This window comes from Sphingomonas folli (assembly GCF_019429525.1).
Taxonomy (GTDB): Bacteria; Pseudomonadota; Alphaproteobacteria; order Sphingomonadales; family Sphingomonadaceae; genus Sphingomonas; species Sphingomonas folii.
In genome coordinates, this window is the sequence record NZ_JAHXZL010000001.1 from 450,588 (window position 1) to 474,859 (window position 24,272).

Here is a 24,272-nt window from a genome sequence, read left to right on the forward strand (position 1 = left end):
CCGCGCGTTGATCCTGAACCGAGGTGTTTAGAACACCAAATTGCATAATTCAAATTCGTCGTGGCGGTCGTTCGTGCTTGCGATGCGGCGCGAAAGGCGCTGTGAACGGGAGCGATACCAGAGACAGGGGATGAACAGGGATGCGACGATCGGCGACGGGGCGGGCGGCGTGAGCGGCGCACCGCCGCGGCTCTCGGGCACCAACCTCGAGCGTGCCGCCGATCACAACCAGCGCGTGACGCTCCACGCGATCCGAGTCGGCGGCTCGCTGACGCGGGTCGAACTGGCGCAGATCACCGGGCTGACCGGCCCCGCGATCGCCAACATCACGCGGCGGCTGCTCCAGGACGGGGTGATCCAGGAGGCGGGGCAGCGCCGCGGCGGGCGGGGCCAGCCGCCGACCAAGCTCGAGATCAAGCGCGATGCCTGCTACTCGATCGGGGTCAACGTCGACCGCGACCATATCACCCTGGTGCTGGTCGACTTCGCCGGCGAGACGCTGGCGCGCCGCTCGGAAGAGGTCGACTTCGCGCTGCCCGACGATGTCCGCGCCTTCTATCGCCGCTCGATCAAGCCGATGCTGCGCGGCGCCGGGGTCGAGGCGGACAAGCTGGTCGGGCTCGGCGTGGCGGTGCCCGACGACCTCGGCTCGGTCGACCTGCCCGGGCGGCCCGCCGCCTATGACGCGTGGGAGCGAGTCGACATGGCGGCGCTGTTCGCCGAGCCGCTCGCGCTGCCCGTCTTCGTCGAGAATGACGCCGCGGCGGCGGCGACCGGCGAGATGCAGCTCGGGCGCGGGCAGCGGCTGAGCAATTTCTTCTACATCCTGATCTCCTCGGGGCTGGGCGGCGGCGTGGTGAGCGACGGCGTCTACGCGCGCGGCGCGCACGGGCGCAGCGGCGAGCTCGGCTTCATGCTCGCGCCCGGCGAGGACGGCGCGCGCGAGCAGGTGCAGAAACTCGTGTCGCGCTCGGGGCTGCAGGAGCATCTCGCGCGCGACGGGCTCGCCATCGCCGCGGCGCTCGCCGCCGACGCGAGCGCGGCGGCGCGCGCCAGCGTCGACGCCTGGCTCGACCGCGCGGCGAGCCGGCTATGCACCCCGCTCGACGCGATCAGCTGCCTGATCGATCCCGCCGCGGTGCTGATCGGTGGGCGGCTCCCCGCCGCGCTGGTCGAGTCGCTCGCCGATCGGGTCAACACGCTGCTGGGCGAGGTCACCAACGCGCCGGCGGTGGCGCGAGTCGAGCGGGCCGCGCTGTCCGAGGACGCGCCCGCGGTCGGGGCCGCGATCCTGCCGTTCAGCCACTTCCTGCTGCCCAAGCCGGGCGCGCTGTGGAAGGCGGCGGACTGAGGGCGTCCCACGACGCGACACGAAGCCTCGCCTTCGCAAAGGTTTGCGCGAACGTTCACAATCCTTCCATTTGACAATTTGCTTTTGCTATTGTCAGATAAAGTCGGGACCGCCGCTCGGCATGAGGGGTGCGACGCGCGAGGGCGCGCGGGTGGCGGTCGGTCGAGGGTAGTGGCGGGGCAACGTATCCCGCCGCGATGAGGAGGGATGGACACATGCGAGGTTACATTGGTCACGCCCCGTCGCGCGGGTCGTCGCGCCGCCGGATGCCGCTGCTGCTGGCGGGGGTGAGTCTGGCCGCAGGGATCGTCGGCAGCGCGCAGGCGCAGCAGACGAGCCCTTCCACCGCGGCGGGCGCGCAGGCCGAGCAGGCCGACAGGGCGCCCGACCAGACGGTCGTGCCAGCGCCGTCGAGCAACACCGGCGAGGTCTCCGCGCCCGCCGCCAACAGCACGCTCGACAGCCCCGGCCAGCTCCAGGCCGACGCGGCCGATTCGGCCGCTGACTCGGGCGCGAGTGGGGACGACATCGTCGTCACCGGCTATCGCCGCTCGATCGAGCAGAGCCTCAACCGCAAGCGCGAGGCGAACGCCTTCGTCGACGTGATCACCGCCGAGGACGTCGGCAAGTTCCCCGACAAGAACGTCGCCGACTCGCTTCAGCGCGTCCCCGGCGTGATCATCGACCGCGACGGTGGCGAGGGCAGCCGGGTCAGCATCCGCGGTCTGAGCTCCGACCTGACGCTGACCGAGCTCAACGGCAATTTCATCGCCTCGGCGGACAGCGGCGAGCCCTCGCGCTCGTTCAACTATCTGCTGCTGCCGTCGACGCTGATCGGCAGCGTCGAGGTGTTCAAGTCGCCCGAGGCGCGGCTCGACGAGGGTGGCGTCGGCGGCGTGATCATCAACCACACGCGCGTCCCGTTCGACCTCGAGCCCTGGTCGGGCACGATCTCGGCCGAGGGCACCTATGCCGACGTCAGCGACAAGGTCGAGCCCAACGTGTCGGGCCTGCTGTCGTGGCACAATGAGGAGAAGACGCTCGGCTTCCTCGTCGGCGCGACGTACCAGGTGCGCACCAACCGCTCGCTGAGCGCCTCGGGCGACAGCTGGCAGTGGTGGACCGACGACAAGGGCACCAACCCCGCGACCGACGTCAACGGCAACACCTTCGCCAACGACTCCGCGATCAACTATTGGAACGACGGCGACAACGGCGGCACCACGACGCGCGACGGCCGGCATTACAGCGGCTATTGGGCCCCCCAGTCGGTCAGCGAGACGATCCTCAACCAGAAGCGCAAGCGGCTCGGCATCCAGGCGACGATGCAGGCCAAGCCGTTCGACAATCTCGAGATCACGGCGAACTATTTCCGCTTCCAGCTCGACGGCAACTACACCAGCAGCACGATCAAGATCCCCGAGTGGGGCTACGGCAACTTCTTCACCGACGCGACCTTCGACAAGAGTGGCACGGTGCTGACCGGCGCGACCTTCCAGGTGCCGCCGGAGGGGACGCTGTGCCGCGCCCGGGCCAACCCGTGCACGATGGAGACGCCGGCGCCGCAGGACACGCTCGCGCGCGAGAAGAGCGTCTCCAACACCTATGACGTCCACGCCAAATGGAACGTCGACCACCTCAGCGTCGACGTCGTGTTCGGCAAGACGCGGGCGACCGGCGGCCCCTCGTTCCAATTCTTCGCCCAGGCCAAGCCGCGCAACGGCTCGGTCAACGGCAACATGCTGAGCGCGTGGAACTTCACCGATCAGTCGATCGCGATGAACTTCTCGCCCGACGTGATCCAGAACATGCTCAACGGCGTGGCGCAGATCGACCTGGGCTCGACCGGATCGGGCTTCAACAACAGCTCGATCTCGCAGCGTTACGCCCAGGTCGACGTGACGCGCAGCTTCGACTCGCCGTTCCTCGCCTCGATCCAGGTCGGCGCCAAGTGGCGCGACGGCCGCATCCACCGCGAGACGGGTCGGTTCGAATGGTATTCGGACGCGGCCAACACGCTGCGCTTCCAGGACACCGCCGGCGGCGCGCTGGCGTTGCCGGAGATCTTCTACCCCAATTCGCTCGGCAACATCGCGGGCGGCTTCGAGGCGAGCGCCTTCCCGGCGATCAACATCAACAACTACGTCGACTACCTCAATCGCACCTACAACGGGCCGGTGCGCGTGCCCGAGCCGCAGAACGTGTACAACATCCAGGAGAAGATCTGGGCGGGCTACGCCCAGGCCAACTTCAAGATGGACAACGTCCGCGGGAACCTCGGCCTGCGCGTCGTCAACACCAAGCAGGACGGCACCTCGACCGACGTCCTCTATTATGAGAACGACTATTGCGTGAACGGCCCGGGCGGCGCGTTCGACCCCAACAAGCCGGTCGGCGCCGACGGCAACTGCTCGGTCATCCCGCAGGCGCAGCGCGAACTCCGGGTGTACAGCCCGAACCAGGAGAGCAAGAGCTACACCGACTTCCTGCCGAGCTTCAACATCTCGTGGGAGGCGATGCCGAACCTGCTGATCCGCGCCGCGGCGTCGAAGGTGATCAGCCGGCCGGGTTACGGCGATCTCGCGGGCGCGCGTGGGCTCACCTTCAACTCGGACGCGTTCGTCTTCGATCGCGCCGAGTTCGGCGCGCTGCCGGGTTGGTTCGGCAACGGCGGCAACTTCAACCTCAAGCCGTTCAACGCCTGGCAGTATGACGCCGGCGCGGAATGGTATTTCCACCCCGGCTCGGTCGTCGGCTTCACGCTGTTCCGCAAGGACGTGAAGGACTTCATCGTGCCGGTCGTGGTCGACTTCCCGCAGGAGGTCGCGGGCGAGACGGTGACGGTGCAGCAATATTCGACCCAGGCGAACGGCTCCAAGGCGGTGTCGCAGGGCGTCGAGGTCTACGCGCAGCACACGCTCGACTTCGGTCTCGGCGCGCAGGTCAACTTCACCTACAACGACACGTCGCAGGCCGACGTGGCGCTGAACGGGACGAAGCTGGGCACCTCGCCGCTGGTCGGCAGCGCGAAGACGCAGGTGAACGCCTCGCTCTTCTACGAGCACGGGCCGGTGCTGGCGCGCGTCTCGTACAACCGCCGCGGCGAGGTGGTGCGCGGGCTGTCCTCGGGTCTCAACGTCTACGACGATCCGTACGAGCAGTTCGATCTCAACGGCGCGATCGACGTGATGAAGAACGTCCAGATCACCGCCTCGGTGATCAACCTCACCAAGTCCGAGCAGCGCCAGCATCTCGGCAATGACACCAAGGACCGCTTCATCTCGAACGTGTACTCGGGCCGCCGCTTCTATCTCGGCGCCGCCTTCAAGTTCTGATCATCGATACGTCTCAGGGAGAGTGAACATGGCAAGCGCGCGGCGCCGGGGCATCATCGCGGCGCTGTGCGCCTCCGCCACGATGCTCTCCCCCGCGGCGACGGTGGCGCAGGACGCGCCACCGTCGCCGGTCGACCTCGTCAACCCGCTGATGGGGACGGACAGCAGCTACGAGCTGTCCTACGGCAACACCTATCCCGCGATCGCGGTGCCGTTCGGCATGAACGCCTGGACGCCCGTCACCGGCAAGATGGGGAACGGCTGGGGCTACACGTACAGCGCGCACAAGATCAACGGGTTCAAGCAGACGCACCAGCCGAGCCCGTGGATGAACGATTACGCCGCCTTCGCCTTGCTGCCGATGACCGGCGCGGTGAAGGCGAAGGAGGAGGAGCGCGCCTCCTGGTTCAGCCACAAGGCGGAGGAGAGCCGCGCCTGGGGCTATAAGGTCTATCTCGCCGACTATGACGTCACCACCGAGATCGTGCCGACCGGGCGCGCCGCGCAGTTCCGCTTCACCTTCCCCGAGACCAAGGACGCGCATGTCCTGCTCGACGGCTATGCCGGGGGCTCGATGGTCTCGGTCGACCCGGCGCGGCGCCGCATCACCGGCTATGTCAGCAACAACCACGGCGGCGTGCCGGCGAACTTCCGCAACTGGTTCGTCGTCGAGTTCGACAAGCCCTTCACCGTCAGCCAGACCTTCGACGGCAGCGGCACGCTGACCGCGGGCCGCCGCGCCGAGGGCGATCACGTCGGCGCGGTGATCAGCTTCGCGACGAGGAAGGGCGAGCAGGTCGGCGCGCGCGTCGCCTCCTCGTTCATCAGCGCCGAGCAGGCGCAGCGCAACCTGGACCAAGAGATCGGCCGCGACACGTTCGACCAGACCAGCGCCAAGGCGCGCGCCGCCTGGTCGGCCGAGCTCGACCGCATCAAGGTCGACGACCCCGACCTCGACAACCGCCGCACCTTCTACTCGGCGCTGTGGCGGATGCTGCAGTTCCCGCGCGAGTTCCACGAGCGCGGCGCGAACGGCAAGCTGATCCACTACAGCCCGTATGACGGCAAGGTCCACGACGGCCCGCTCTACACCGACAACGGCTTCTGGGACACGTGGCGCGCGGTCTTCCCCTTCTTCGCGCTGATGTACCCCGAGCGCGACGGCGAGATCATGCAGGGGCTGGTCAATACCTACAAGGAATCGGGCTGGCTGCCGGAATGGGCCAGCCCGGGGCACCGCAGCGTGATGATCGGCTCGAACTCGGCCAACCTGATCGCCGACGCCTATCTCAACGGCGTGCGCGGCTTCGACGCGAACACGCTGTACGAGGCGATGGTCAAGAACGCGACCACCTCCGAGGGGCGCCCGCGCGACAAGAGCGGCAAGGTGCTCAGCGCGGTCGGGCGCGAGGGCGTCGAGCTGTACAACCAGCTGGGCTACGTCCCCTATGACGTCGGCATCAACGAGAATGCCGCGCGCACGCTCGAATATGCCACCGCCGACTTCTCGCTGTCGCGCATGGCCGCCGCGCTCGGCAAGACCGACGACGCGAAGAAATACGCCGAGCACGCGCAGAACTATCGCAAGCTGTTCGACCCGCAGAGCGGCTGGATGCGCGGGCGCAACAGGGACGGCAGCTGGTCGGCGGCGTTCAGCCCGTACAAATGGGGCGACGCCTTCACCGAGGGCAACTCGGTCCACTACAGCTGGTCGGTGATGCAGGACGTGCAGGGCCTGATCGGCCTGATGGGCGGCGACGACAAGTTCGTCGCGCGGCTCGACTCGGTGTTCTCCACCCCGCCGATCTTCGACGACAGCTATTACGGCCAGGTGATCCACGAGATCCGCGAGATGCAGATCGTCGACATGGGGCAGTACGCGCACGGCAACCAGCCGATCCAGCACATGATCTATTTGTACGACTGGGCCGGCGCGCCGTGGAAGGCGCAGTATCACGCGCGCGAGGTGATGCGGAAACTCTACTCCGCCGCGCCCGACGGCTATCCCGGCGACGAGGACAACGGCCAGACCTCGGCCTGGTACGTCTTCTCCGCGCTCGGCTTCTATCCCGTCACGCCGACGGTGGGGCAATATGCCATCGGCAGCCCGCTGTTCCGCCGCACCAGCGTCACCATGCCGGGCGGCAAGGTGCTGACGATCGAGGCCGAGAACAACAGCCGCGACAATGTCTACATCCAGTCGGCGACGCTCAACGGCGCGCCGTACGCGCGGCCGTGGCTGTCGCGTGAGGCGCTCCAGGCGGGCGGTACGCTCCGCTTCGTGATGGGGCCGACCCCGAACAAGCAATGGGGCACCGCCAAGACGGATCGACCCTTCTCGATGAGCGCGCCCGGGGCGCTGAAGTGATCGCGCGGCGCGCGCTGATGGCGGGCGCGGGGGCGGCGGCGGTCTCGGCCGCGCTGCCGCGCGCCGCGGCGGCGCAGGCGTTCGCGAGCAAGCGCCCGCCCAGGGCGCAGCGCAGGTTCACCAGCGCCGCGGTCGAGGCCGAGATCGCGCGGGTCAAGCGCCGCATCGCCGACCCCGAGCTCGCCTGGCTGTTCGAGAATTGCTACCCGAGCACGCTCGACACCACCGTCACCAAGGTCGGCACCGTCGACGGCAAGCCCGACGCCTTCGTCATCACCGGCGACATCGAGGCGCTGTGGCTGCGCGACAGCTCGGCGCAGCTCCAGACCTATGTGCACCTCACGCCCAAGGACGCACCGCTCCGCCGGCTCTTCCACGGGCTGATCCAGCGCCAGGCGCGCTGCATCCTGATCGACCCTTATGCCAACGCCTTCATGGAGGACCCGACCGCGCGCTCCAACCTGGGCGCGCGCGACGACAGGACCGAGATGAAGCCGGGCGTCGCCGAGCGGAAGTGGGAGATCGACTCGCTCTGCTACCCGATGCGGCTGGCGCACGGCTATTGGACCGCCACGCGCGACAAAGCGCCGTTCGACGCCACCTGGCAGCGCGCCATGGCGCTGGCGGTGGCGACGCTGCGCCAGCAGCAGCGCAAGGGCGACGACGGGCCGTATCGCTTCCAGCGGCTCAACCTCTCGCCGACCGAGACGCTGATGTTCGAGGGGCGCGGCGCGCCGACGCGCAAGGTGGGGCTGATCCACTCGATGTTCCGCCCGTCGGACGACGCCTGCCTCTACCCCTTCCTGATCCCGTCCAACCTGTTCGCGGTGAGCGCGCTGCGCATGCTCGCCACCGTCCAGCGCGAGGCCGCGGGCGACGCCACCAGCGCCGCCGACGCCGAGGCGTTGGCGGGCGAGGTCGAGGCGGCGCTGGCGGCGCACGGCAGGATGCCCGACGGGCAGGGCGGCGAGGTCTGGGCCTATGAGGTCGACGGCTACGGCAACGCGATCTTCATGGACGACGCCAACGTGCCGAGCCTCTCCGCGCTGCCGCTGCTCGGCGCGGCGCGGCGCGACGACCCGCTCTACCGCCGCACCCAGGCGCTGGCGTGGAGCGAGCGCAACCCCTATTTCTTCAAGGGCAGCGCGGCCGAGGGGATCGGCGGGCCGCACGTGGGGATGGACATGATCTGGCCGATGTCGATCGTCAGCCGCGCGCTCGACAGCGACGACGACGCGCAGATCCTCCAGTGCCTGCGCTGGCTCAAGGCGACGCACGGCGGCACCGGCTTCATGCACGAGAGCTTTCACAAGGACGATCCCGTCAAGTTCACGCGCCCCTGGTTCGCCTGGGCCAACGGGCTGTTCGGCGACCTCATCCTCGACCTCGAGCGGCGTCGCCCCGCGCTGCTCGCCGCGCCGCTCTGACGGTCCCCGTCCTGACCGACCCCGCCCGCCCTGACCGACCCTGAAGGACCCGACATGACCACCACCCGCCGCGAGGCGCTCGCCTCCGCCGCCGCGCTCGGCCTGGCCGGCGCGCTCCCCGCCGTCGCACGCGCGCAGGGCGGCGCGGCGCCCGCGGCCGCCGCCCCCGACCTGTTCATCGGCACCGGCGGCCACGGCCACACCTTCCCGGGCCCGACGATGCCGCACGGCATGGTCCAGCTCGGCCCCGACACCGACAACACGCGCTGGGATTCCTGCTCGGGCTACCATCGCACCGACACGTCGATCATGGGCTTCAGCCACACGCACCTGTCGGGCACCGGGATCGGCGACATGCTCGACGTGCTGGTGGTGCCGACGCGCGGCCCCGTCCAGCTCCAGCCCGGGCCGCTGAGTGACCCCGACCAGGGCTATCGCCAGCGCTTTTCGGAGGAGCATGCCGAGCCCGGCTATTATCGCGTCCGGCTGGAGAGCGGCGTGCTGTCCGAGCTGACCGTGACCGACCGGACCGGCTGGCATCGCCACAGCTTCCCCGACGGCCCGGCGCACATCCTGGTCGACTTCGCGCACATGGTGCTCGACGTGTGGGACAAGGGCGTGCTGGTCGACGAGGCCTCGCTCCGGCTCGACGCCGACGGGCTGCTCACCGGCAGCCGCCGCGTCCATCGCTGGGCCAAGGGGCGGCGGATCCATTTTGCGATGCGGCTCTCGCGCCAGCCCGATCGCGTCCAATTCTACGGCGACGACGACCGGCCGCTGCCCGCCGGCGCGCGCGCGGCCACCGGCGCCAGGCTCAAGGTGGCGCTGTTCTACGACCAGGCCGGCGGCGCGCCGATCCTGATCAAGACCGGCATCTCCGCGGTCGACGTCGCCGGCGCCAAGCAGGCGCTCGCCGAGGAGGCGCCCGGCTGGGACTTCGACGCCACCGCCACCGCGGCGCGGCGGCGTTGGGCGCGCGAGCTCGACTCGATCAAGGTGGCCGGCGCCACCCCGGCCGAGCGGACGATCATGGCGAGCGGGCTCTACCACTGTCTCGTCGGCCCGACGCTCTTCACCGACCGCGACGGCCGCTACGTCGGGCTCGACCGGCAGGTCCATCGCGTCCCCGCGGGCGAGGCGGCGTACAGCGCCTATTCGCTGTGGGACACCTATCGCGCGCTCCACCCGCTCCTCACGCTGGTGAAGCCCGATCAGGCGGGGCTGCTCGTGCGCGACCTGGTGCGCCAGACGGTCGAGAGCCCGTACGGTCCCCCGGTCTGGCCGTTGCAGGGGGTCGAGACGGGCACGATGATCGGCTGGCACGCGGTGTCGGTGATGGCCGAGGCCTGCGCCAAGGGGATCAAGGCGGATTACGCCGCCGCCTGGCCCAATTTGCGCCGCCGCGCCTTCGACCGCGACTTCAAGGATTCCGACAGCTCGCTCGGGCGCGGCTGGTACATGGACCTGGGCTTCGTGCCGGCGGACAAGACGTGGGAATCGGTCAGCCGCACGCAGGAATATGCCTATGACGACTGGGCCGCGGCGGTGATCGCCGAGGCCGCGGGCGCGACCGCCGACGCCGCCGCGCTGCGGCAGCGCGCGCGCAACTGGCGCAACGTGATCGACCCCTCGATCGGCTTCGCGCGCCCGCGCTTCGCCGACGGCAGCTGGTGGAAGGACTATGATCCGATCCAGCTCGGCCACGATCCCGCCAAGCAGCGCGACTATACCGAGGCCAACGGCTGGCAGGCGACCTTCCTCAACCAGCACGACAGCTACGGCATGATCGAGCATTTCGGCGGCGACGCGCGGTTCATCGCCAAGCTCGACGCGCTGTTCAGCGCGCCCTCGATGCTGCCCAAGAACGCGCCGCCCGACATCTCGGGGCTGGTCGGCCAGTATGCGCATGGCAACGAGCCCGACCAGCACGTCGCCTATCTCTACGCCTTCGCGGGCGCGCCGTGGAAGACGCAGGCGATGGTGCGGCGGCTGTGCGCCGAGATGTACAAGGCCGACCCCGACGGCGTGATCGGCAACGACGACTGCGGCCAGACCAGCGCCTGGTTCGTGCTGAGCGCGCTCGGCTTCTATCCCGTCGATCCGGTGAGCGCGGTGTACGTGTTCGGCTCGCCGCTGTTCGACGCGGCCGAGATGGATCTCGGCGGCGGGCGCCGGCTGCGCGTGCGGGCGGTGGGCAACGCGCCCGACCGGCCCTACGTCCAGTCGGTGCGCTGGAACGGGAAGCCGTGGACGCGCAACTGGATCGCGCACCGCGACCTGGTGAAGGGCGGCACGCTCGAGTTCAATATGGGCGCGGCGCCGTCGCGCTTCGGCACCGCGCCGGCGGACCGGCCGCCGTCGTTCGGGCGCATGGCGCGGGGGTGAGGATTAGGCCCTCTCGCTGACGGCGTGCCCCGGCGAAGGCCGGGGCCCAGCTGAAATGTCGTCGGTGAGATCCACTGAGGTCCGCCCGACTGGGCCCCGGCCTGCGCCGGGGAACAGGTTGGCGGCGGCCGATCGTGGCCGTGCCGTGCTCCTGCGCACGCAGGAGCCCAGAGCGGCGGGCGCTACCTTTCGTGGTCCTGGGTTCCTGCATGCGCAGGAACACGGGAGTGTGCCCCCAAACGCACCGCCCCGGCGGACGCCGGGGCCCAGGTGGGAAGGCCTTCGTGAGAGCCACGGGCGTCTCCCGACTGGACCCCGGCGTCCGCCGGGTGGTCGCGGGTGAGGAGCGGCGTCGTGCCTGCCACTGCCGCCACCCGCCCCGAGAAGACCACCGCCGCGCCCCCCGGACTTACCGCGGCATCGGCGTCAGCGACGGCGGCGCGTCGCCCGGCGCGCTGCCCCATGCCTTGTTCGGAGACGGCCCCATCACCAGCTCGAGCCGCGCGCCGTCCTTGACGTCGTCGTGGCGGAACCACGCCTTGGTCCAGGGCCGCCCGTCGAGCGTCGCTGACTGGATGTACGGGTTCGCCGCGCCGTTGTTCTTCGCCACGATCTCCAGCACCTTGCCGTTGCCGAGCGTCACCGCGGCGCGATCGAACAGCGGGCTCGCCAGCATATAGACGTCGCTCGACGGGTCGACCGGGTAGAAGCCCAGCGCCGCCAGCGCGTACCAGGACGAGGTCGCGCCCTGGTCGTCCATGCCGGGATAGCCGAAGCCCGAGGTGTCGCTGCCGTAGAGCGTGTCGAGGATGCGGCGGGTCAGCGCCTGCGTCTTCCACGGCTGCCCGCCCCAGGCGTAGAGGAAGGGCGCGTGCTGGTCGGGCTGGTTGCCCTGGACGTACTGGCCCACCATCCCGGTGCAGTCGCGGCAGATCCCCTTGGGCGTGTAGGGCGTGGCGAAGAAGCGGTCGAGCTTGGCGTTGAACTTGTCGCGGCCACCGAGCGCGCCGGCGAGCCCGCCGACGTCGTGCGGCACCAGCCACAGCGTCGACCAGCCCGAGGCCTCCTTCATCATGAAGTTGTAATAAGGCTCCTGCGGGTCGAACGGCGCGATCCACTGGCCGTCGTCGGTGCGGCCGCGGATGAAGCCGGTGCGCCGGTCGAACACGTTGCGCCAGTTGGCGGCGCGGCGGCGGAACATCGCGGCGTCGTCGCGGCGCCCGAGCCGCTCGGCCAACTCCGCCATGGCATGGTCGTCCCAGGCATATTCGAGCGTCGTCGCGGCGCCCGCCTTGCCACCAGCGTAGGGCGGGCTGGGATTGCCCGCGGGCACCTCGTCCGAGATCCAGCCGCGGCGCATATATTCGGCGAGATAGCCGCGCGGGCCGACCGGGTCGGTCGCGTTCTTGCGCATATACTCATAGGCCGCGGCATAGTCGAAGGCGATGCCGCGCCGCATCGCGCCGAGATACAGGAAGACCGCATTGTCGCCGTGGAAGGAGGTGTTCATGAAGCCGCGCTCGCGCGCCATGTCGAGCTCGGACGCCATGATGTCCTGCACGACCTGGGGTTCGAGCAGCTCGAGCAGCACGATCTGGTTGCGCCCGGTATCCCAGAAGGGCACCGGGCCGTAGCGGTCGTGCGTCGCCGTCTGCACCTTGCCGTTGCTGTCGGCGAAGCGCTCGCCCTTGCGCGCGATCAGTCGCGGGCTGGCGAACGACTGGAACAGGGTGGAGTAGAACAGCCGCCGCTGCTTCTCGCTGCCCCCGCTCACCTGGACGCGGTCGAGCAGCGCCGACCAGGCCGCGCGCGCCGCGCCGCGCATCGCGTCGAAGTCCCACCCCGGGCTCTCCGCGCGCAGCCGCGCCTCGGCGTCGGCGTAGCTGGCGCCGTGCGCGATCTTGACGAGCACCTGCTCGCCCGCGCGCGTGGTGAAGTCGGCGTAGGCGCCGGCGAAGCCGCCCTCGATCGCGCGCGCGTCGGGCATCACGTCGGCGCCGCCGATGCCATAGCCCTGACCGTCGCCGGGGTCCTTGCGGAACGTGCCGAAACGCTTGAACGGCTTGGAGAAGACCGCGACGAAATAGCGACCGTCGCGGGCGTCATGATCGTCGTGGGCGGTGGCGGCGCCGCGCACGATCCGGTCGTTCACCACCTCGATCGCGCCGCCGCGGCGGTTGAGGTTGAGGATCAGATGCGCGCGCTCGGTGGCGGGGAAGGTGAAGCGCATCAGCCCGGTGGCACGCGTCGCGGTCAGCTCCGCCTTCACGCCGATGCTGGTGAGGTCGGCGGCGTAATAGCCCGGCGACGCCACCTCCCTGGCCTTGTCGTAATAGGCCTGGGTCGAGGCCGGCGGCACGGTCCAGTCGCCGACCACGGGCATGACGAAGGGCTGCGCGCGACCGCCATAGGTCGGCCCGCCGCCCGCGGTGAAGCCGATCATCGTCGGGTTGCTGTAGTAATAAGGTGTCGCCACGCCGCTGGGGTACGTGAGCGGCACGTTGACGTTGACCGGCGCCGCCTCGACCGCGCTGTGCGGCAGCCGCGCGCCGGGCGAGGTGATCCCCGAGTAGGTCGGCTCGCCCGGCGGGGGCGCGTTGCCGATCAGCTCGGGCCGGTCGAGCGGCGCGGTGCCGACTCGTGGGTCGGCGAGGTCGACGCCGGAGGGGCCGGCCTGCTGGCCGTGGCCGCCGCTCGCCGTCAGCGCCGCGAGCGCCACCGCGCCCACCCATCTCGTCGCTCGCCGCATCGTCACTCTCCCGCCCGCGCCGCGTGATCCGCTGCCACCCGGCTACGCTTCCGATTAGACGGATAAATCAATTTGTTTGTCAATGGTGTGCGATGCGCGCGTGTACCCGAACACCGCGGCCGGCCGTTGCAGGGGCACGAAGGAGTGAGCGGATGGTGGACGAGCGCGGACGCGCGGTGCCGAGCGGCCGATGGGCGCGGCTGGGCGGTTTCGGCAAGCTCGCCGGCGGCGTCGCCGGCGGGGTGATCGCCGAGGGGGCACGCCGGATCGCCACCGGCGAGCGACCGCGGATGAACGAGCTGCTGCTCACCCCTGCCAACGCCGCGCGCGTCGCCGACCAGCTGTCGCAGCTGCGCGGCGCGGCGATGAAGCTGGGGCAGATGATCTCGATGGACGCGGGCGACGTGCTGCCCCCGGAGCTCACCGCGATCCTGGCGCGGCTGCGCGAGAGTGCGCACCATATGCCGCCGGCGCAGCTCGACCGCGTGCTGGCGCAGCAATGGGGCGAGGGGTGGCGCAGGCGCTTCCGCCACTTCCAGGCGCATCCGATCGCCGCCGCCTCGATCGGCCAGGTCCACCGCGCCGAGCTGCGCGACGGGCGCGTGCTCGCGATCAAGGTGCAATATCCGGGCGTGGCGGAGAGCATCGACGCCGACGTCGACAATGTCGCGACGCTGCTGCGAGTCACCGGGCTGCTGCCGCGCGCGCTCGACCTGCGCCCGCTGCTCGAGGAGGCCAAGCGCCAGCTGCGCGAGGAGGCCGATTACGCGCGCGAGCTGGCCATGCTCGGGCGCTACCGCGACCTGCTCGGCGACGATCCCGCCTATGTCGTGCCCGCGGCCGAGCCGACGCTGAGCACCGGGCGCGTGCTGGCGATGGACTTCGTCGCGGGCGCGCCGGTCGAGACGCTCGCCGAGGCGCCGCAGGAGACGCGCGACACCGCGGGCGCGGCGCTGGTGCGGCTGGTGCTACGCGAGCTGTTCGACTGGAGCGTGATGCAGACCGACCCGAACTTCGCCAACTATCGCTGGCAGGCCGACACCGGTCGGCTGGTGCTGCTCGACTTCGGCGCCGCGCGGCCGGTGGGGGCGGAGACCCGCGCGGGCTATCGCCGGTTGCTGATGGCGGGGCTTGACGGCGAGCGCGCGCGCGTGCGCGACGCGGCGCTGGCGGCGGGTTTCCTCGGCGCCGCGGCGGTCGAGCGCCACGGCGCGGCGGTCGACCGCATGATCGACGTGATCCTGGCCGAGCTCGGCCGCCCCGGCCTGTTCGATTTCGGCGACCGCCGCTTCGTCGGCGCGATCCGCGAGGAGGCCACCGCGGTGGCGCGCGACCGCTCGACCTGGCACCTGCCGCCGGTCGACACGCTGTTCGTCCAGCGCAAGGTGAGCGGGACGGCGCTGCTGTGCGCGCGGCTCGGCGCGCGGGTCGAGGTGCGCGCATTGGTGGAGCGCTACCGCGCGGCGGACCTGGCGACGATGGGGTAGGTGCGCGGCCGGAGCGAACGGAGGGCTTCTGCCTCACGTCGTTCTCGCGCCTTGACCCCCTTCGTACCGTCATCCTGAGCTCGTCTCAGGATCCACCGTGCGGCAAACCCGACGGCCGGTCCGACGCGGGGATCGGTGGACCCAGAGACGAGTTCAGGATGACGGCAAGGGCAGGGGCAGGGGCAACGGCAACGGCAACGGCAGGGGCGCCGGCCACCCCGCGGAGGCAGGACCGGCCACGCCCGTCCACCTCACAGGTTCGCCTGTTCCTCCTCGGGCAGCTCGGCGTCGGGTGGGTAATAGAGCGCGGCGCACTCCTCGCGCAGGCAGCCGCCCTCCACGACGATGTCGTCGCGATAGGCGTCGGCGATGAACGACAGCGTGTCGACGTGCTGCGCCTCCCAGTACATCGCGTGGACGTCGTCGCGCCCCGCGCCGTACACGACGCGGCCGACCTTGGACCAGATCGAGGCCATGGTGCACATGCCGCACGGCTGAAGCGTCGAGTAGAGCGTCGCGCCGCGCAGCTCGAGCGCGCCGCTGTTCTCGCAGGCGCGGCGGATCGCCATCATCTCGGCGTGCGCGGTCGCGTCGGGCAGCTCGTGGGTCTGGTTGCGCTCGGCGGCGAGCACCTTGCCGTCGAGCACGATCACCGAGCCCAGCGGCGAGGTCGACGGGTGCGAACCCTTCGACCGTGCCACCGCGATGGCCTCGCGCATCCAGCGTTCGTCTTCCTCGGTCATGCTCACCTCCGCCGCGCTCAACGCCGCGGCGCCTCGCCCGGTCCCGGCCGTCTCGGGCTGATCCGCAAATAACAATGGCTTAGCAGCGCAAGCGCGCGACGGTGATCGCACCGGGTGCACCCGGCCGCGCGGTTCGTCGCGGCCGGGGCACGGAAGCCGGTGAACGGTGGTCGACGCGGCGCGAGCGGAGCGCGCCCGCGCTGGCGACGGCTTTCTCGCAGCCGCAGCAACTTCTACGCGACCGGCGGGGTTCGAGGAGGAAATGATGTTCGAGAGCGATCAGCCGCGGCAGACCAGCCGACGGGACGCGCTGCGGCTGGGGGTGGGCGCGGCGGCGACCGCGCTGGTGGCGTGCCGCGGCCACGCCGGCGAGGTGACCGGCCTGCGCCAGGACGGCATCCCGACGCGTCAGCTCGGCGCGATCACGGGCAACGACCCCGCCGCGATGCGGCAATGGGCGCAGTGGCTCGGCCGCGCGCAGGACCATGACCTGCTCTACTTCAACCAGGACAGCTGGGAGCAGCTGGAGCGGTCGATCGATTATATCGTCGGCGTCGGCCGCGCGGTGCTGGCGCAGGGCCGGCGGGTGCAATGGTCGGTCCCGGTCGGTGGCCCGGGCGGCTATGACAGTGTCGCCGCGGGCAAGCGCGACGATCTCTACCGACGCGTCGCCGCCGCGATCGTCGCGGCTTACCCGCGCGGCGAGGGTCGAATCTACGTGCGCCTGCCGTGGGAGTTCAACCTGCCGTCGCAGTCGCTCGCCGCGCGCGACGCCGGCGGGCGCTGGGCGGCGCGGCTCTATGTCGCGGCGTGGCGGCGCATCGCGGGCATCTTCCGCCAGGTCTCGCACCGCTTCTATTTCGACTGGTGCCCCAATATCGGCGAGGGCGGGATCAACCCGGAGCAATGCTACCCCGGCGACGACGTGGTCGATGTCGTCAGCCTCGACCTCTATTACCAGGGCAAGTACGACGACCAGAACATGCGCGACGGCGGCCGCTCGATCTTCGGCTATCGCCTGTCGCAGCCCTTCGGTCTGGCCTGGCTGTCGAGCTTCGGCGCGCGCCACGGCAAGCTGATCGGGCTGTCGGAATGGGGCGTGGACGACGATCGCGCCGTCGTCTTCGCGCAGCTGCTCACCGCCTGGATCGTCGCGCAGGGCACCCGCCTGTCGCACCACAATTACTGGAACCGCGCCGACGGCGGCATCGACGCGAAGCTCACCGACCGTCACCTGCCCAGGATAGCGGGCGTGTATCGCGCCGCGTTCGGGCGCTGACCGCGCGGCGCTGTCCTACGCGAGGGCGGATGCGCTAGGGCAGGGTGACGTCGCATGGCGCAGCCTCTCCCCTGAGGGGATCGCTGCGAGAGGTCTCGCTGTGCTCCTGCGCGGGCAGGAGGGCAGGGCCACGCGCACCCTGGTTCGCTCGGCCCTGGGTTCCGGCTCTCGCCGGAACACGGTCGCGTGGCGCGCGGACGTCGGCGTGGCGCAGCGTCTTTCTCATCGCCGCCGGCTGGAACGGCCGGTGGCGCCTATCCTCGCAGCCCCGTCGGCGGCTCCGACATGTCTCACCATTGGTGCGAGCGCCGATCCGGCGAGAAGCTCTGCCGGATCAAAGTTGCGAGCACCTACAACTGCTTACAGCCGTCGGTTCAGACCAAATAGGTCGTCGCGCGAATGTTGAGTCCGGCGTGCGACATCGTCGAGCGACTCAACATTCGCAACATTCGCGCCGCGCCGAGGGCTCAGGCCCAGCCCTCGAGCACCTGGTCGGGCGGGCGATGGCCGTCGGCCCAGCTGCGGATATTGGCGATGACCCGCTCGCCCGAGGCGACCCGCCCCTCGTAGGTGGCCGAGCCCATGTGCGGCGTCATGACCACGTTGGGCAGCGCGAGCAGTCGCGGGTCGATCTCGGGCTCGTGCCGCCACACGTCGAGCCCCGCCCCGGCGAGCCGTCCCGCCTCGAGCGCGTCGACCAGCGCGTCCTCGTCGAGGATGCCGCCGCGGCTGGCGTTGATGACGAAGACGTGCGGGCGCAGCAGCGCGAGCCGGCGCCGGTCGATCAGGTCGCGGCTGTCGGCGTTGAGCGGGGTGTGGATCGTCAGCACGTCGATCGCGCCGAGCAGGTCGTCGAGCGCGGCGTGCCAGGTCGCGCCCAGCTCGGCCTCGACCGCCGCGGGCAGCCGGTGGCGGTTGTGATAGTGGATCGAGAGCCCGAAGGCGCGCGCCCGCCGCGCGACGGCCTGGCCGATCCGCCCCATGCCGACGATGCCCAGCGCCTTGCCGCCGACGCGATAGCCGAGCATCCCGCCCGGGCTCCAGCCGGCCCATTGGCCCGAGCGCACCAGCTTCTCGCCCTCGGCGAGGCGGCGCGGCACCGAGACGATCAGCGCCATCGTCAGGTCGGCGGTGTCCTCGGTGAGCACGCCGGGCGTGTTGGTGACGATGATGCCGCGCGCGCGCGCGGCGCGCAGGTCGATATGGTTCACGCCCGCGCCGAAATTGGCGATCAGCCGGAGCCGCTCGCCCGCGCCCGCGATCAGCGCGGCGTCGATCGTGTCGGTGACGGCGGGGACGAGCACGTCGGTGTCGGCCATGGCGGCAGCGAGCTGGTCGCGCGCGAGCGGCCGGTCGCCGCGGTTGTTGCTGGCGTCGAACAGCTGCTCCAGCCGTCGCATCACCACCTCGGGCAGCTCGCGCGTGACGGTCACCTTGGGGTGGGCGCAGCGTCGCGGGTCGGCCATGCGCCCGGATTGGCGCAGCCCCGCGCGGGCGTCAACGGTTGCCGGTTGATGACGCGCCGCGCGCCTCCTAGAGACTCGAGCGTGGACAGCGGGATCTCAGTGCGGCGCGCCGTGGCGGCGGTGGGCATGGCGGCGGCGGTGGCGTGCTGCACGGCGGCCGACGCGGCGCCCGAGCAGCGCGAGCCGCCCTATTTCGCCTCGCTGAGCCCGTCGCGCGCGCGGATGCGCACGGGGCCGGGGCGCACCTTCCCGTCGAGCTGGGTCTATGTCCGCGCCGACCTGCCGGTGCGCGTGGTCGCGGTGTTCAAGGAATGGCGACGGGTCGAGGACCCGGGCGGCACGCAGGGCTGGATGCTGGGTACGCTGGTGAGCCACACGCGCACCGCGATCGTCACCGGGGGCGAGCCCGCCGAGCTGCGCGACCGACCCGGCGGCCCGCACGTGCTGTGGCGCGCGCAGCCGGGCGTGGTGGGGCGGTTGAGCCAGTGCGGCAACGGCTGGTGCCGCCTCGACGTGCGCGGGCAGGGCGGCTTCGTCCAGACCGAGCGGCTGTGGGGCGTCGCGCCCGGCGAGGTGCTGCCATGACGTTCGTGCTCGAGGGCTTCGACACCGAGGCGTTCGTCGACTCGACCCTGGCCGAGGACCTGGGCGGGGCGGGTGACATCACGTCCGCGGCCGTCATCCCGGCCGCGGCGCGGTTCGCGGCGGTGATGGACAGCCGCGACGCGATCATCGTCTGCGGGGTCGAGCTGGCCGCCGCCTTCTTCCGCCGGCTCGACCCCGTCGCCGCGATCGAGCCGCTGGTGCGCGACGGCGACCGCGTCGCCCCCGGCGCCAAGCTGCTGCGCGTGACCGGCGCGGCGCGCGCGGTGCTCACCGCGGAGCGCTCGGCGCTCAACACGATCCAGCATCTGTCGGGGGTCGCGACGCTCACCGGCGCCTATGTCGCGGCGCTGGAAGGGACCGGGGCGACGCTGCTCGACACGCGCAAGACGCTGCCGGGGCTGCGGCGGCTGGAGAAATATGCCACGCGGACCGGGGGCGCGCGCAACCACCGCATGGGGCTGTGGGACGCGGCGATGATCAAGGACAATCACGTCGCGGTGGCGGGCGGGGTCGGTCCCGCCGCCGCGCTCGCGCGCGCGACGGGGATCGCCGACATCATCGTCGAGGTCGACCGGCTCGACCAGATCGCGCCCGCGCTCGACGCCGGGGCGACCCACCTGCTGCTCGACAACATGCCGCCCCCGGTGCTGCGCGAGGCGGTGGCGCTGGTCGGCGGGCGCGTCCCGACCGAGGCGTCGGGCGGTGTCTCGCTCGAGACGATCGGCGCGATCGGCGCGACCGGCGTGACCTATGTCAGCGTCGGCCGCATCACCCAGTCCGCGCCCGCGGCGGACATCGGGCTCGACGTCGCCGCGGCGTGAGCCTGGCGGCTTGCCTCGCGGCGCGCGCGGGCGCAGAGCGCGCGCGCAACCATGAGAGATCGCCGTGACGCGTCCGCCCCCGATCGTCCGTTTCGAGCGCCTGTACCTGACCTCCTTCGCGCTGGGGCTACTCATCTGGGCGCTGACCTGGGACCAGCTGTCGGCGCGGCTCGCCGCCGACCCGCGCACCGCGGCGTTCGGCTGGATGCTCGCCGCGGCGCTCACGCTCAACGTCGCGATCGCGCTCTTCCAATGGTATGCGGTGGCGCGCCGCGGGGTGGCGTGGGTGCGCTGGATGGTGGTGCTGCTGACGACGCTCCACCTGCTGTCGCTGCTCCCCGGCCTGTTCGGCGCGCCGCTCGCGCCGGCGACGCTGCTCGGGCTGGTGCGCGTGGCGCTCGAGGTGACCGCGGTGGCGCAGCTGTTCGCGCCGGCGGCGCGGGCGTGGTTCGGGCTGGACGGCGTCGACGACGGTGATCGGGAGGAGTTGGCATGACGCGCTGGTTGGCCGCCGCGGCGCTGGTGGCGCTGCCCGGGAGCGCGGGGGCGCAGGCGCTCTCCTGCGCGCTGCCCGACACGATCGCCGCGCCGCACCCGGACCTGCCGAGCGCGCGCCAGCCGGCCCGGCGCGTGCCGATCGGCAGCTACACGCTGGCGGTGACGTGGAGCCCGCAATATTGCCGCGAGCACGGCGACGACCGCGCCGCGCGTTTCCAGTGCGGTTCGGCCAACCGCTTCGGCTTCGTGCTCCACGGCCTATGGCCGGACGGCGAGGGCAAGGACTGGCCGCAATATTGCCGCGCCACCCCGATCCTGCCCGCGGCGGTGCTGCGCCGGCATCTCTGCGCGACGCCCTCGGCGCAGCTGCTCCAGCATGAATGGGCCAAGCACGGCACCTGCATGGCGGGCTATTCGCCCGAGCGCTATTTCACCCAGTCGAACGCGATGTACGGCCGGCTGCGCTTCCCCGACATGGCGGCGCTGTCGCGCGCGCCGCTGACCGCGGGCGCGATGGCCGCGGCGGTGGCGCGCGCCAACCCGGGGATGCGCGCCGACATGATCCGCGTCACCGCGACGAGGGAGGGCTGGCTCGACGAGCTGTGGCTCTGCGTCGACAAGGGCTTCCGTTACACGCGCTGCCCGGCGCACCAGGGCGGGCTCAGGCCGGGCGCGCCGCTCCGGGTCTGGCGCGGCTGAGCCGCGCTCAGCGCCGCCGCGCCAGCTCGCGCGTGGCGGCGTCGATCCCCTCGATCGTCAGCGGGAACATGCGGCCGCCCAGCAGGTCGCGGATCAGCGCGGTGGAGGCGGAATAGCCCCATTGTGCCTCGGGCGCGGGGTTGAGCCAGGCGGCGGCGGGATAGGCCCCGGTCAGCCGCCGCAGCCAGGCCGCGCCGGGCTCGTCGTTGTGATGCTCGACCGAGCCGCCGGGATGCGTGATCTCGTACGGGCTCATCGCCGCGTCGCCGACGAACAGCAGCTTATAGTCGCGGCCATAGGTGTGGAGCAGGTCCAGCGTCGGCGTGCGCGCGTCGAAGCGGCGGCGGTTGTCCTTCCACACGCCCTCGTAGACGCAATTGTGGAAGTAGAAGAATGCCAGGTCGCGGAACTCGCTGGTGGCGGCGGAGAACAGCTCCTCGCAGCGCGTCACGAACGGGTCCATCGAGCCGCCGACATCGAGGAAGAGCAGCAGCTTGACCGCGTTGCGCCGCTCCGGCCGCAGCCTCACGTCGAGCCAGCCCTGGCGCGCGGTGCCGTCGACCGTCGCGTCCATGTCGAGCTCCTCCGCGGCGCCCTCGCGCGCGAAGCGGCGCAGGCGACGCAGCGCGACCTTGATGTTGCGCGTCCCCAGCTCGCGGCCGGGGTCGAGGTCGCGGAAGGCGCGCTGATCCCATATCTTGACCGCGCGACCGTGGGTCGCTTCGCCGCCGATGCGGACGCCCTCGGGATTGTAGCCCGAGTTGCCGAAGGGGCTGGTGCCGCCGGTGCCGATCCACTTGCTGCCGCCCTGATGGCGCCCGTGCTGCTCGGCGAGCCGTTCGCGCAGCGTCCGCATGATCTCGTCCCACGAGCCGAGCGCCTCGATCGCCGCCATCTGCTCGGGCGTGAGATGGCGCTGCGCCACCGCGCGGAGCCACTCCTCGGGCAGCTCGGCGGGGACGACGCCATCCACCGGCAGCGCGCCGCGGAACACCGCGGCGAAGACCTGGTCGAAGCGGTCGAGCAGCGCCTCGTCCTTCACGTAGATCGCGCGGCTGAGATAGTAGAATTGCTCGGGCGAGCGGTCGATCACCGCCGCGTCGAGCGCCTCGAGCAGCAACAGATGTTCCTTGAGGCTGGCCGGGATCCCCGCGGCGCGCACCGAGTCGAGGAAGGCGAGGAACATCGCGTCCGGCTCAGGGCCGCGGCGCGTGCCGGCGCGCCATGAAGGCGAGCCGCTCGAACAGCATCACGTCCTGCTCGTTCTTGAGCAGCGCGCCGTGGAGCGGCGGGATCGCCTTGGTCGGGTCGCGCTGCTGCAGCACCTCGAGCGGCAGATCCTCGTGGAGCAGCAGCCGGAGCCAGTCGAGCAGCTCACTGGTCGACGGCTTCTTCTTGATCCCGGGCACCTCGCGGACCTCGTAGAAGAGGTCGAGCGCGCGGTTGACGAGCGTGGTCTGGATGCCCGGAAAATGGACGTCGACGATCGCCTGCATCGTCGCTCGGTCGGGGAAGCGGATATAATGGAAGAAGCAGCGCCGCAGGAAGGCGTCGGGCAGTTCCTTCTCGTTGTTCGAGGTGATCACCACGATCGGCCGCTCGGTGGCGCGCACGGTCTGCCCGGTCTCGTAGACGTGGAACTCCATGCGATCGAGTTCCTGCAACAGGTCGTTGGGGAACTCGAGATCGGCCTTGTCGATCTCGTCGATCAGCAGCACCGCGGGCGTGTCGCGCTCGAACGCCTCCCAGAGCTTGCCGCGGCGGATGTAGTTGGCGATGTCGTTGACGCGCGGGTCGCCGAGCTGCCCGTCGCGCAGCCGCGCCACCGCGTCATAGTCGTAGAGCCCCTGCTGCGCCTTGGTGGTGGACTTCACGTTCCACTCGATCAGCGGGTAGCCGGTCGCGCGCGCGATCTCATGCGCCAGCACGGTCTTGCCAGTGCCGGGCTCGCCCTTGACCAGCAGCGGCCGGCGCAGCCGCACCGCGGCGTTCACCGCGACCTTCAGATCATCGGTGGCGACATAGTCGCCGCTGCCCTCGAACCGCTCCATGCGCGCCGTCATGCGGTGCGCCGCGGCGGCTGGCAAGCCGGCTCAGCCGGCGCGCGCGGCGGCGCGGGACTCCAGCAGCTGCCACAGTCCGCGATGCTGGCCGAGCAGCTGCTCGGCGCCGAAGCTGAGCGCGCGCAGCCGCGGTGGCGCGAGCGCGAGCGAGCGGAGCATCTCGACGGCCTCGTCGCGCGCGGCGGCGAAGTTCGCCGCGGCTTCCTCGCCCAGGCGCTCGGCGCAGCGGTCGAGCAGCGCGCGGATCGCGACCCAGTCGAGCACGAAGGCCGCGGCGGCGCCGGTGGCGCAGCCGAGCCGGTCCGAGCGCGCCAGCAGCGCCAGCGTGTCGCGCTGCTGCAGGATCGCGGCGGCGGCGCTGGCCTGGCCGGGCGTCGAGGGCAGCGGGCCCGCGGCGGCGGCGAGACGGACGAGCAGCGTGCGCTCGGCCGCCATCGCGCCCGCGGCCCGCGCCATCCACGCCGGCGCCAGCGTGTCGACGCCGTGGGCGGTGGCGTGATCGACGAGGCCCGGGAAGGTCCCGTGGACGACGCACAGGGCGTGGATCGCGTCGGCGAGGTCGCGCAGCGGGGCGGTGGGGTCGGCGAGCGCGCGGGCGTGGCGCGACGCCGCGGTGCCGTCGCGCGCGACCATCGCGAGGATCAGGTCGGCCGGACCGTCCTCGGGGCGCTGACTCGCGTCCGCCATCATTCCTGCCTCCACACTCGCGCGGCGCGCCTCGGCCGCGCGCTGCGAGCTAGCAGATCGACGTAAAGGTGCGGTTTACGCGGGCCGGCGAACCGCCGCCGCGACCACCTCGTCGAGGCGCAGGTTGACCCAGATCGGCCAGCAACCGAGCGCGAACCGACCTGTTCCGCCGTCGCCGGTCAGCGGCGTCGCGGCCACGCCGGTCTGGCCCTCGCTCGCGCCCGCTAGAGCGACTCAGCGACCGAGGGCCGATCCCGTCGCGACGATCCGTCGATCGCCGCGACGGACCCGGATCAGGAGGTCGCACC

The 24,272-nt window shown here is 71.1% G+C and carries 18 protein-coding genes; 11 read left to right on the forward strand and 7 right to left on the reverse strand.

The annotated features are described in order from the left end of the window. The first annotated feature begins 130 nt into the window (after window positions 1–130). The 5 genes from KZ813_RS02080 to KZ813_RS02100 all read left to right on the forward strand — a co-directional run bounded on the left by KZ813_RS02080 (window position 131) and on the right by KZ813_RS02100 (window position 10,866). The gene (locus KZ813_RS02080; RefSeq protein ID WP_219753302.1) at window positions 131–1,351 is read left to right on the forward strand and encodes an ROK family transcriptional regulator; all 1,221 of its coding nucleotides are present in this window, start codon (window positions 131–133) and stop codon (window positions 1,349–1,351) included. 215 nt (window positions 1,352–1,566) lie between these two features. After that, a complete protein-coding gene (locus KZ813_RS02085) occupies window positions 1,567–4,686 on the forward strand; it encodes a TonB-dependent receptor (protein WP_219753303.1) in 3,120 nt (1,039 codons plus the stop codon). Window positions 4,687–4,714: 28 nt separating this feature from the next. Beyond that, window positions 4,715–7,054, forward strand: a complete 2,340-nt coding sequence (locus tag KZ813_RS02090) for a GH92 family glycosyl hydrolase (protein WP_219753304.1) — start codon at window positions 4,715–4,717, stop codon at window positions 7,052–7,054. 17 nt (window positions 7,055–7,071) lie between these two features. Next, on the forward strand, window positions 7,072–8,481 hold the full coding sequence (locus KZ813_RS02095) for a glycoside hydrolase family 125 protein (protein WP_258046357.1): 1,410 nt from the start codon (window positions 7,072–7,074) through the stop codon (window positions 8,479–8,481). Window positions 8,482–8,535: 54 nt separating this feature from the next. Continuing rightward, entirely contained in the window at window positions 8,536–10,866 is a 2,331-nt protein-coding gene (locus KZ813_RS02100; RefSeq protein WP_219753306.1) for a GH92 family glycosyl hydrolase, read from the forward strand. 409 nt (window positions 10,867–11,275) lie between these two features. Here the strand turns inward: KZ813_RS02100 and KZ813_RS02105 are convergent, their stop codons facing one another. Continuing rightward, window positions 11,276–13,615, reverse strand: coding sequence for a GH92 family glycosyl hydrolase (locus KZ813_RS02105; protein ID WP_219753307.1), 2,340 nt, complete (start codon window positions 13,613–13,615; stop codon window positions 11,276–11,278). Window positions 13,616–13,767: 152 nt separating this feature from the next. Here KZ813_RS02105 and KZ813_RS02110 point away from each other — a divergent pair, with 152 nt between their 5' ends. Beyond that, window positions 13,768–15,102, forward strand: a complete 1,335-nt coding sequence (locus KZ813_RS02110) for an ABC1 kinase family protein (protein ID WP_219753308.1) — start codon at window positions 13,768–13,770, stop codon at window positions 15,100–15,102. Window positions 15,103–15,353: 251 nt separating this feature from the next. Here KZ813_RS02110 and KZ813_RS02115 read toward each other — a convergent pair whose 3' ends face one another. Beyond that, window positions 15,354–15,845 carry a nucleoside deaminase gene (locus KZ813_RS02115; protein ID WP_219753309.1) on the reverse strand — a complete coding sequence of 164 codons (492 nt, stop codon included), beginning with the start codon at window positions 15,843–15,845 and terminating at the stop codon, window positions 15,354–15,356. A 265-nt stretch (window positions 15,846–16,110) separates the two neighbouring features. On the opposite strand from KZ813_RS02115, the gene KZ813_RS02120 reads away from it, so the two are divergent. Beyond that, complete coding sequence (locus tag KZ813_RS02120; RefSeq protein WP_219753310.1) at window positions 16,111–17,124, forward strand: glycoside hydrolase family 26 protein; 1,014 nt, start codon at window positions 16,111–16,113, stop codon at window positions 17,122–17,124. A 467-nt stretch (window positions 17,125–17,591) separates the two neighbouring features. Here the strand turns inward: KZ813_RS02120 and KZ813_RS02125 are convergent, their stop codons facing one another. Then, a complete protein-coding gene (locus KZ813_RS02125) occupies window positions 17,592–18,590 on the reverse strand; it encodes a 2-hydroxyacid dehydrogenase (RefSeq protein WP_219753311.1) in 999 nt (332 codons plus the stop codon). Window positions 18,591–18,671: 81 nt separating this feature from the next. Between KZ813_RS02125 and KZ813_RS02130 the strand changes: the two genes are divergently transcribed. The 4 genes from KZ813_RS02130 (at window position 18,672) to KZ813_RS02145 (ending at window position 21,214) form a co-directional block, all read left to right on the forward strand. Further along, window positions 18,672–19,175, forward strand: coding sequence for an SH3 domain-containing protein (locus KZ813_RS02130; protein ID WP_373369234.1), 504 nt, complete (start codon window positions 18,672–18,674; stop codon window positions 19,173–19,175). After that, window positions 19,172–20,017, forward strand: coding sequence for a carboxylating nicotinate-nucleotide diphosphorylase (nadC, locus tag KZ813_RS02135; protein ID WP_219753312.1), 846 nt, complete (start codon window positions 19,172–19,174; stop codon window positions 20,015–20,017). The genes KZ813_RS02130 and nadC overlap by 4 nt, the downstream gene beginning before the upstream one ends. A gap of 64 nt (window positions 20,018–20,081) precedes the next feature. Then, the gene (locus KZ813_RS02140) at window positions 20,082–20,513 is read left to right on the forward strand and encodes a hypothetical protein (RefSeq protein WP_219753313.1); all 432 of its coding nucleotides are present in this window, start codon (window positions 20,082–20,084) and stop codon (window positions 20,511–20,513) included. Then, window positions 20,510–21,214, forward strand: coding sequence for a ribonuclease T2 family protein (locus KZ813_RS02145; protein ID WP_219753314.1), 705 nt, complete (start codon window positions 20,510–20,512; stop codon window positions 21,212–21,214). Before KZ813_RS02140 ends, KZ813_RS02145 begins: the two co-directional genes overlap by 4 nt. 7 nt (window positions 21,215–21,221) lie before the next feature. Here the strand turns inward: KZ813_RS02145 and KZ813_RS02150 are convergent, their stop codons facing one another. From KZ813_RS02150 to KZ813_RS20005, 4 genes are all read right to left on the reverse strand, one after another. After that, window positions 21,222–22,400, reverse strand: a complete 1,179-nt coding sequence (locus KZ813_RS02150) for a vWA domain-containing protein (protein ID WP_219753315.1) — start codon at window positions 22,398–22,400, stop codon at window positions 21,222–21,224. Window positions 22,401–22,410: 10 nt separating this feature from the next. Further along, on the reverse strand, window positions 22,411–23,265 hold the full coding sequence (locus KZ813_RS02155; RefSeq protein ID WP_219753411.1) for an AAA family ATPase: 855 nt from the start codon (window positions 23,263–23,265) through the stop codon (window positions 22,411–22,413). A 42-nt stretch (window positions 23,266–23,307) separates the two neighbouring features. Continuing rightward, complete coding sequence (locus KZ813_RS02160) at window positions 23,308–23,964, reverse strand: DUF6975 family protein (RefSeq protein ID WP_258046311.1); 657 nt, start codon at window positions 23,962–23,964, stop codon at window positions 23,308–23,310. A gap of 75 nt (window positions 23,965–24,039) precedes the next feature. Next, entirely contained in the window at window positions 24,040–24,162 is a 123-nt protein-coding gene (locus KZ813_RS20005; RefSeq protein ID WP_258046312.1) for a hypothetical protein, read from the reverse strand. Window positions 24,163–24,272: the final 110 nt, after the last annotated feature.

Coding starts and splice junctions, on each gene's coding strand:
- KZ813_RS02080 (WP_219753302.1), top strand. CDS start 131: ATGAACAGGGATGCGACGATCGGCGACGGGGCGGGCGGCGTGAGCGGC.
- KZ813_RS02085 (WP_219753303.1), top strand. CDS start 1,567: ATGCGAGGTTACATTGGTCACGCCCCGTCGCGCGGGTCGTCGCGCCGC.
- KZ813_RS02090 (WP_219753304.1), top strand. CDS start 4,715: ATGGCAAGCGCGCGGCGCCGGGGCATCATCGCGGCGCTGTGCGCCTCC.
- KZ813_RS02095 (WP_258046357.1), top strand. CDS start 7,072: ATGGCGGGCGCGGGGGCGGCGGCGGTCTCGGCCGCGCTGCCGCGCGCC.
- KZ813_RS02100 (WP_219753306.1), top strand. CDS start 8,536: ATGACCACCACCCGCCGCGAGGCGCTCGCCTCCGCCGCCGCGCTCGGC.
- KZ813_RS02105 (WP_219753307.1), bottom strand. CDS start 13,615: ATGCGGCGAGCGACGAGATGGGTGGGCGCGGTGGCGCTCGCGGCGCTG.
- KZ813_RS02110 (WP_219753308.1), top strand. CDS start 13,768: ATGGTGGACGAGCGCGGACGCGCGGTGCCGAGCGGCCGATGGGCGCGG.
- KZ813_RS02115 (WP_219753309.1), bottom strand. CDS start 15,845: ATGACCGAGGAAGACGAACGCTGGATGCGCGAGGCCATCGCGGTGGCA.
- KZ813_RS02120 (WP_219753310.1), top strand. CDS start 16,111: ATGTTCGAGAGCGATCAGCCGCGGCAGACCAGCCGACGGGACGCGCTG.
- KZ813_RS02125 (WP_219753311.1), bottom strand. CDS start 18,590: ATGGCCGACCCGCGACGCTGCGCCCACCCCAAGGTGACCGTCACGCGC.
- nadC (WP_219753312.1), top strand. CDS start 19,172: ATGACGTTCGTGCTCGAGGGCTTCGACACCGAGGCGTTCGTCGACTCG.
- KZ813_RS02145 (WP_219753314.1), top strand. CDS start 20,510: ATGACGCGCTGGTTGGCCGCCGCGGCGCTGGTGGCGCTGCCCGGGAGC.
- KZ813_RS02150 (WP_219753315.1), bottom strand. CDS start 22,400: ATGTTCCTCGCCTTCCTCGACTCGGTGCGCGCCGCGGGGATCCCGGCC.
- KZ813_RS02155 (WP_219753411.1), bottom strand. CDS start 23,265: ATGGAGCGGTTCGAGGGCAGCGGCGACTATGTCGCCACCGATGATCTG.
- KZ813_RS02160 (WP_258046311.1), bottom strand. CDS start 23,964: ATGGCGGACGCGAGTCAGCGCCCCGAGGACGGTCCGGCCGACCTGATC.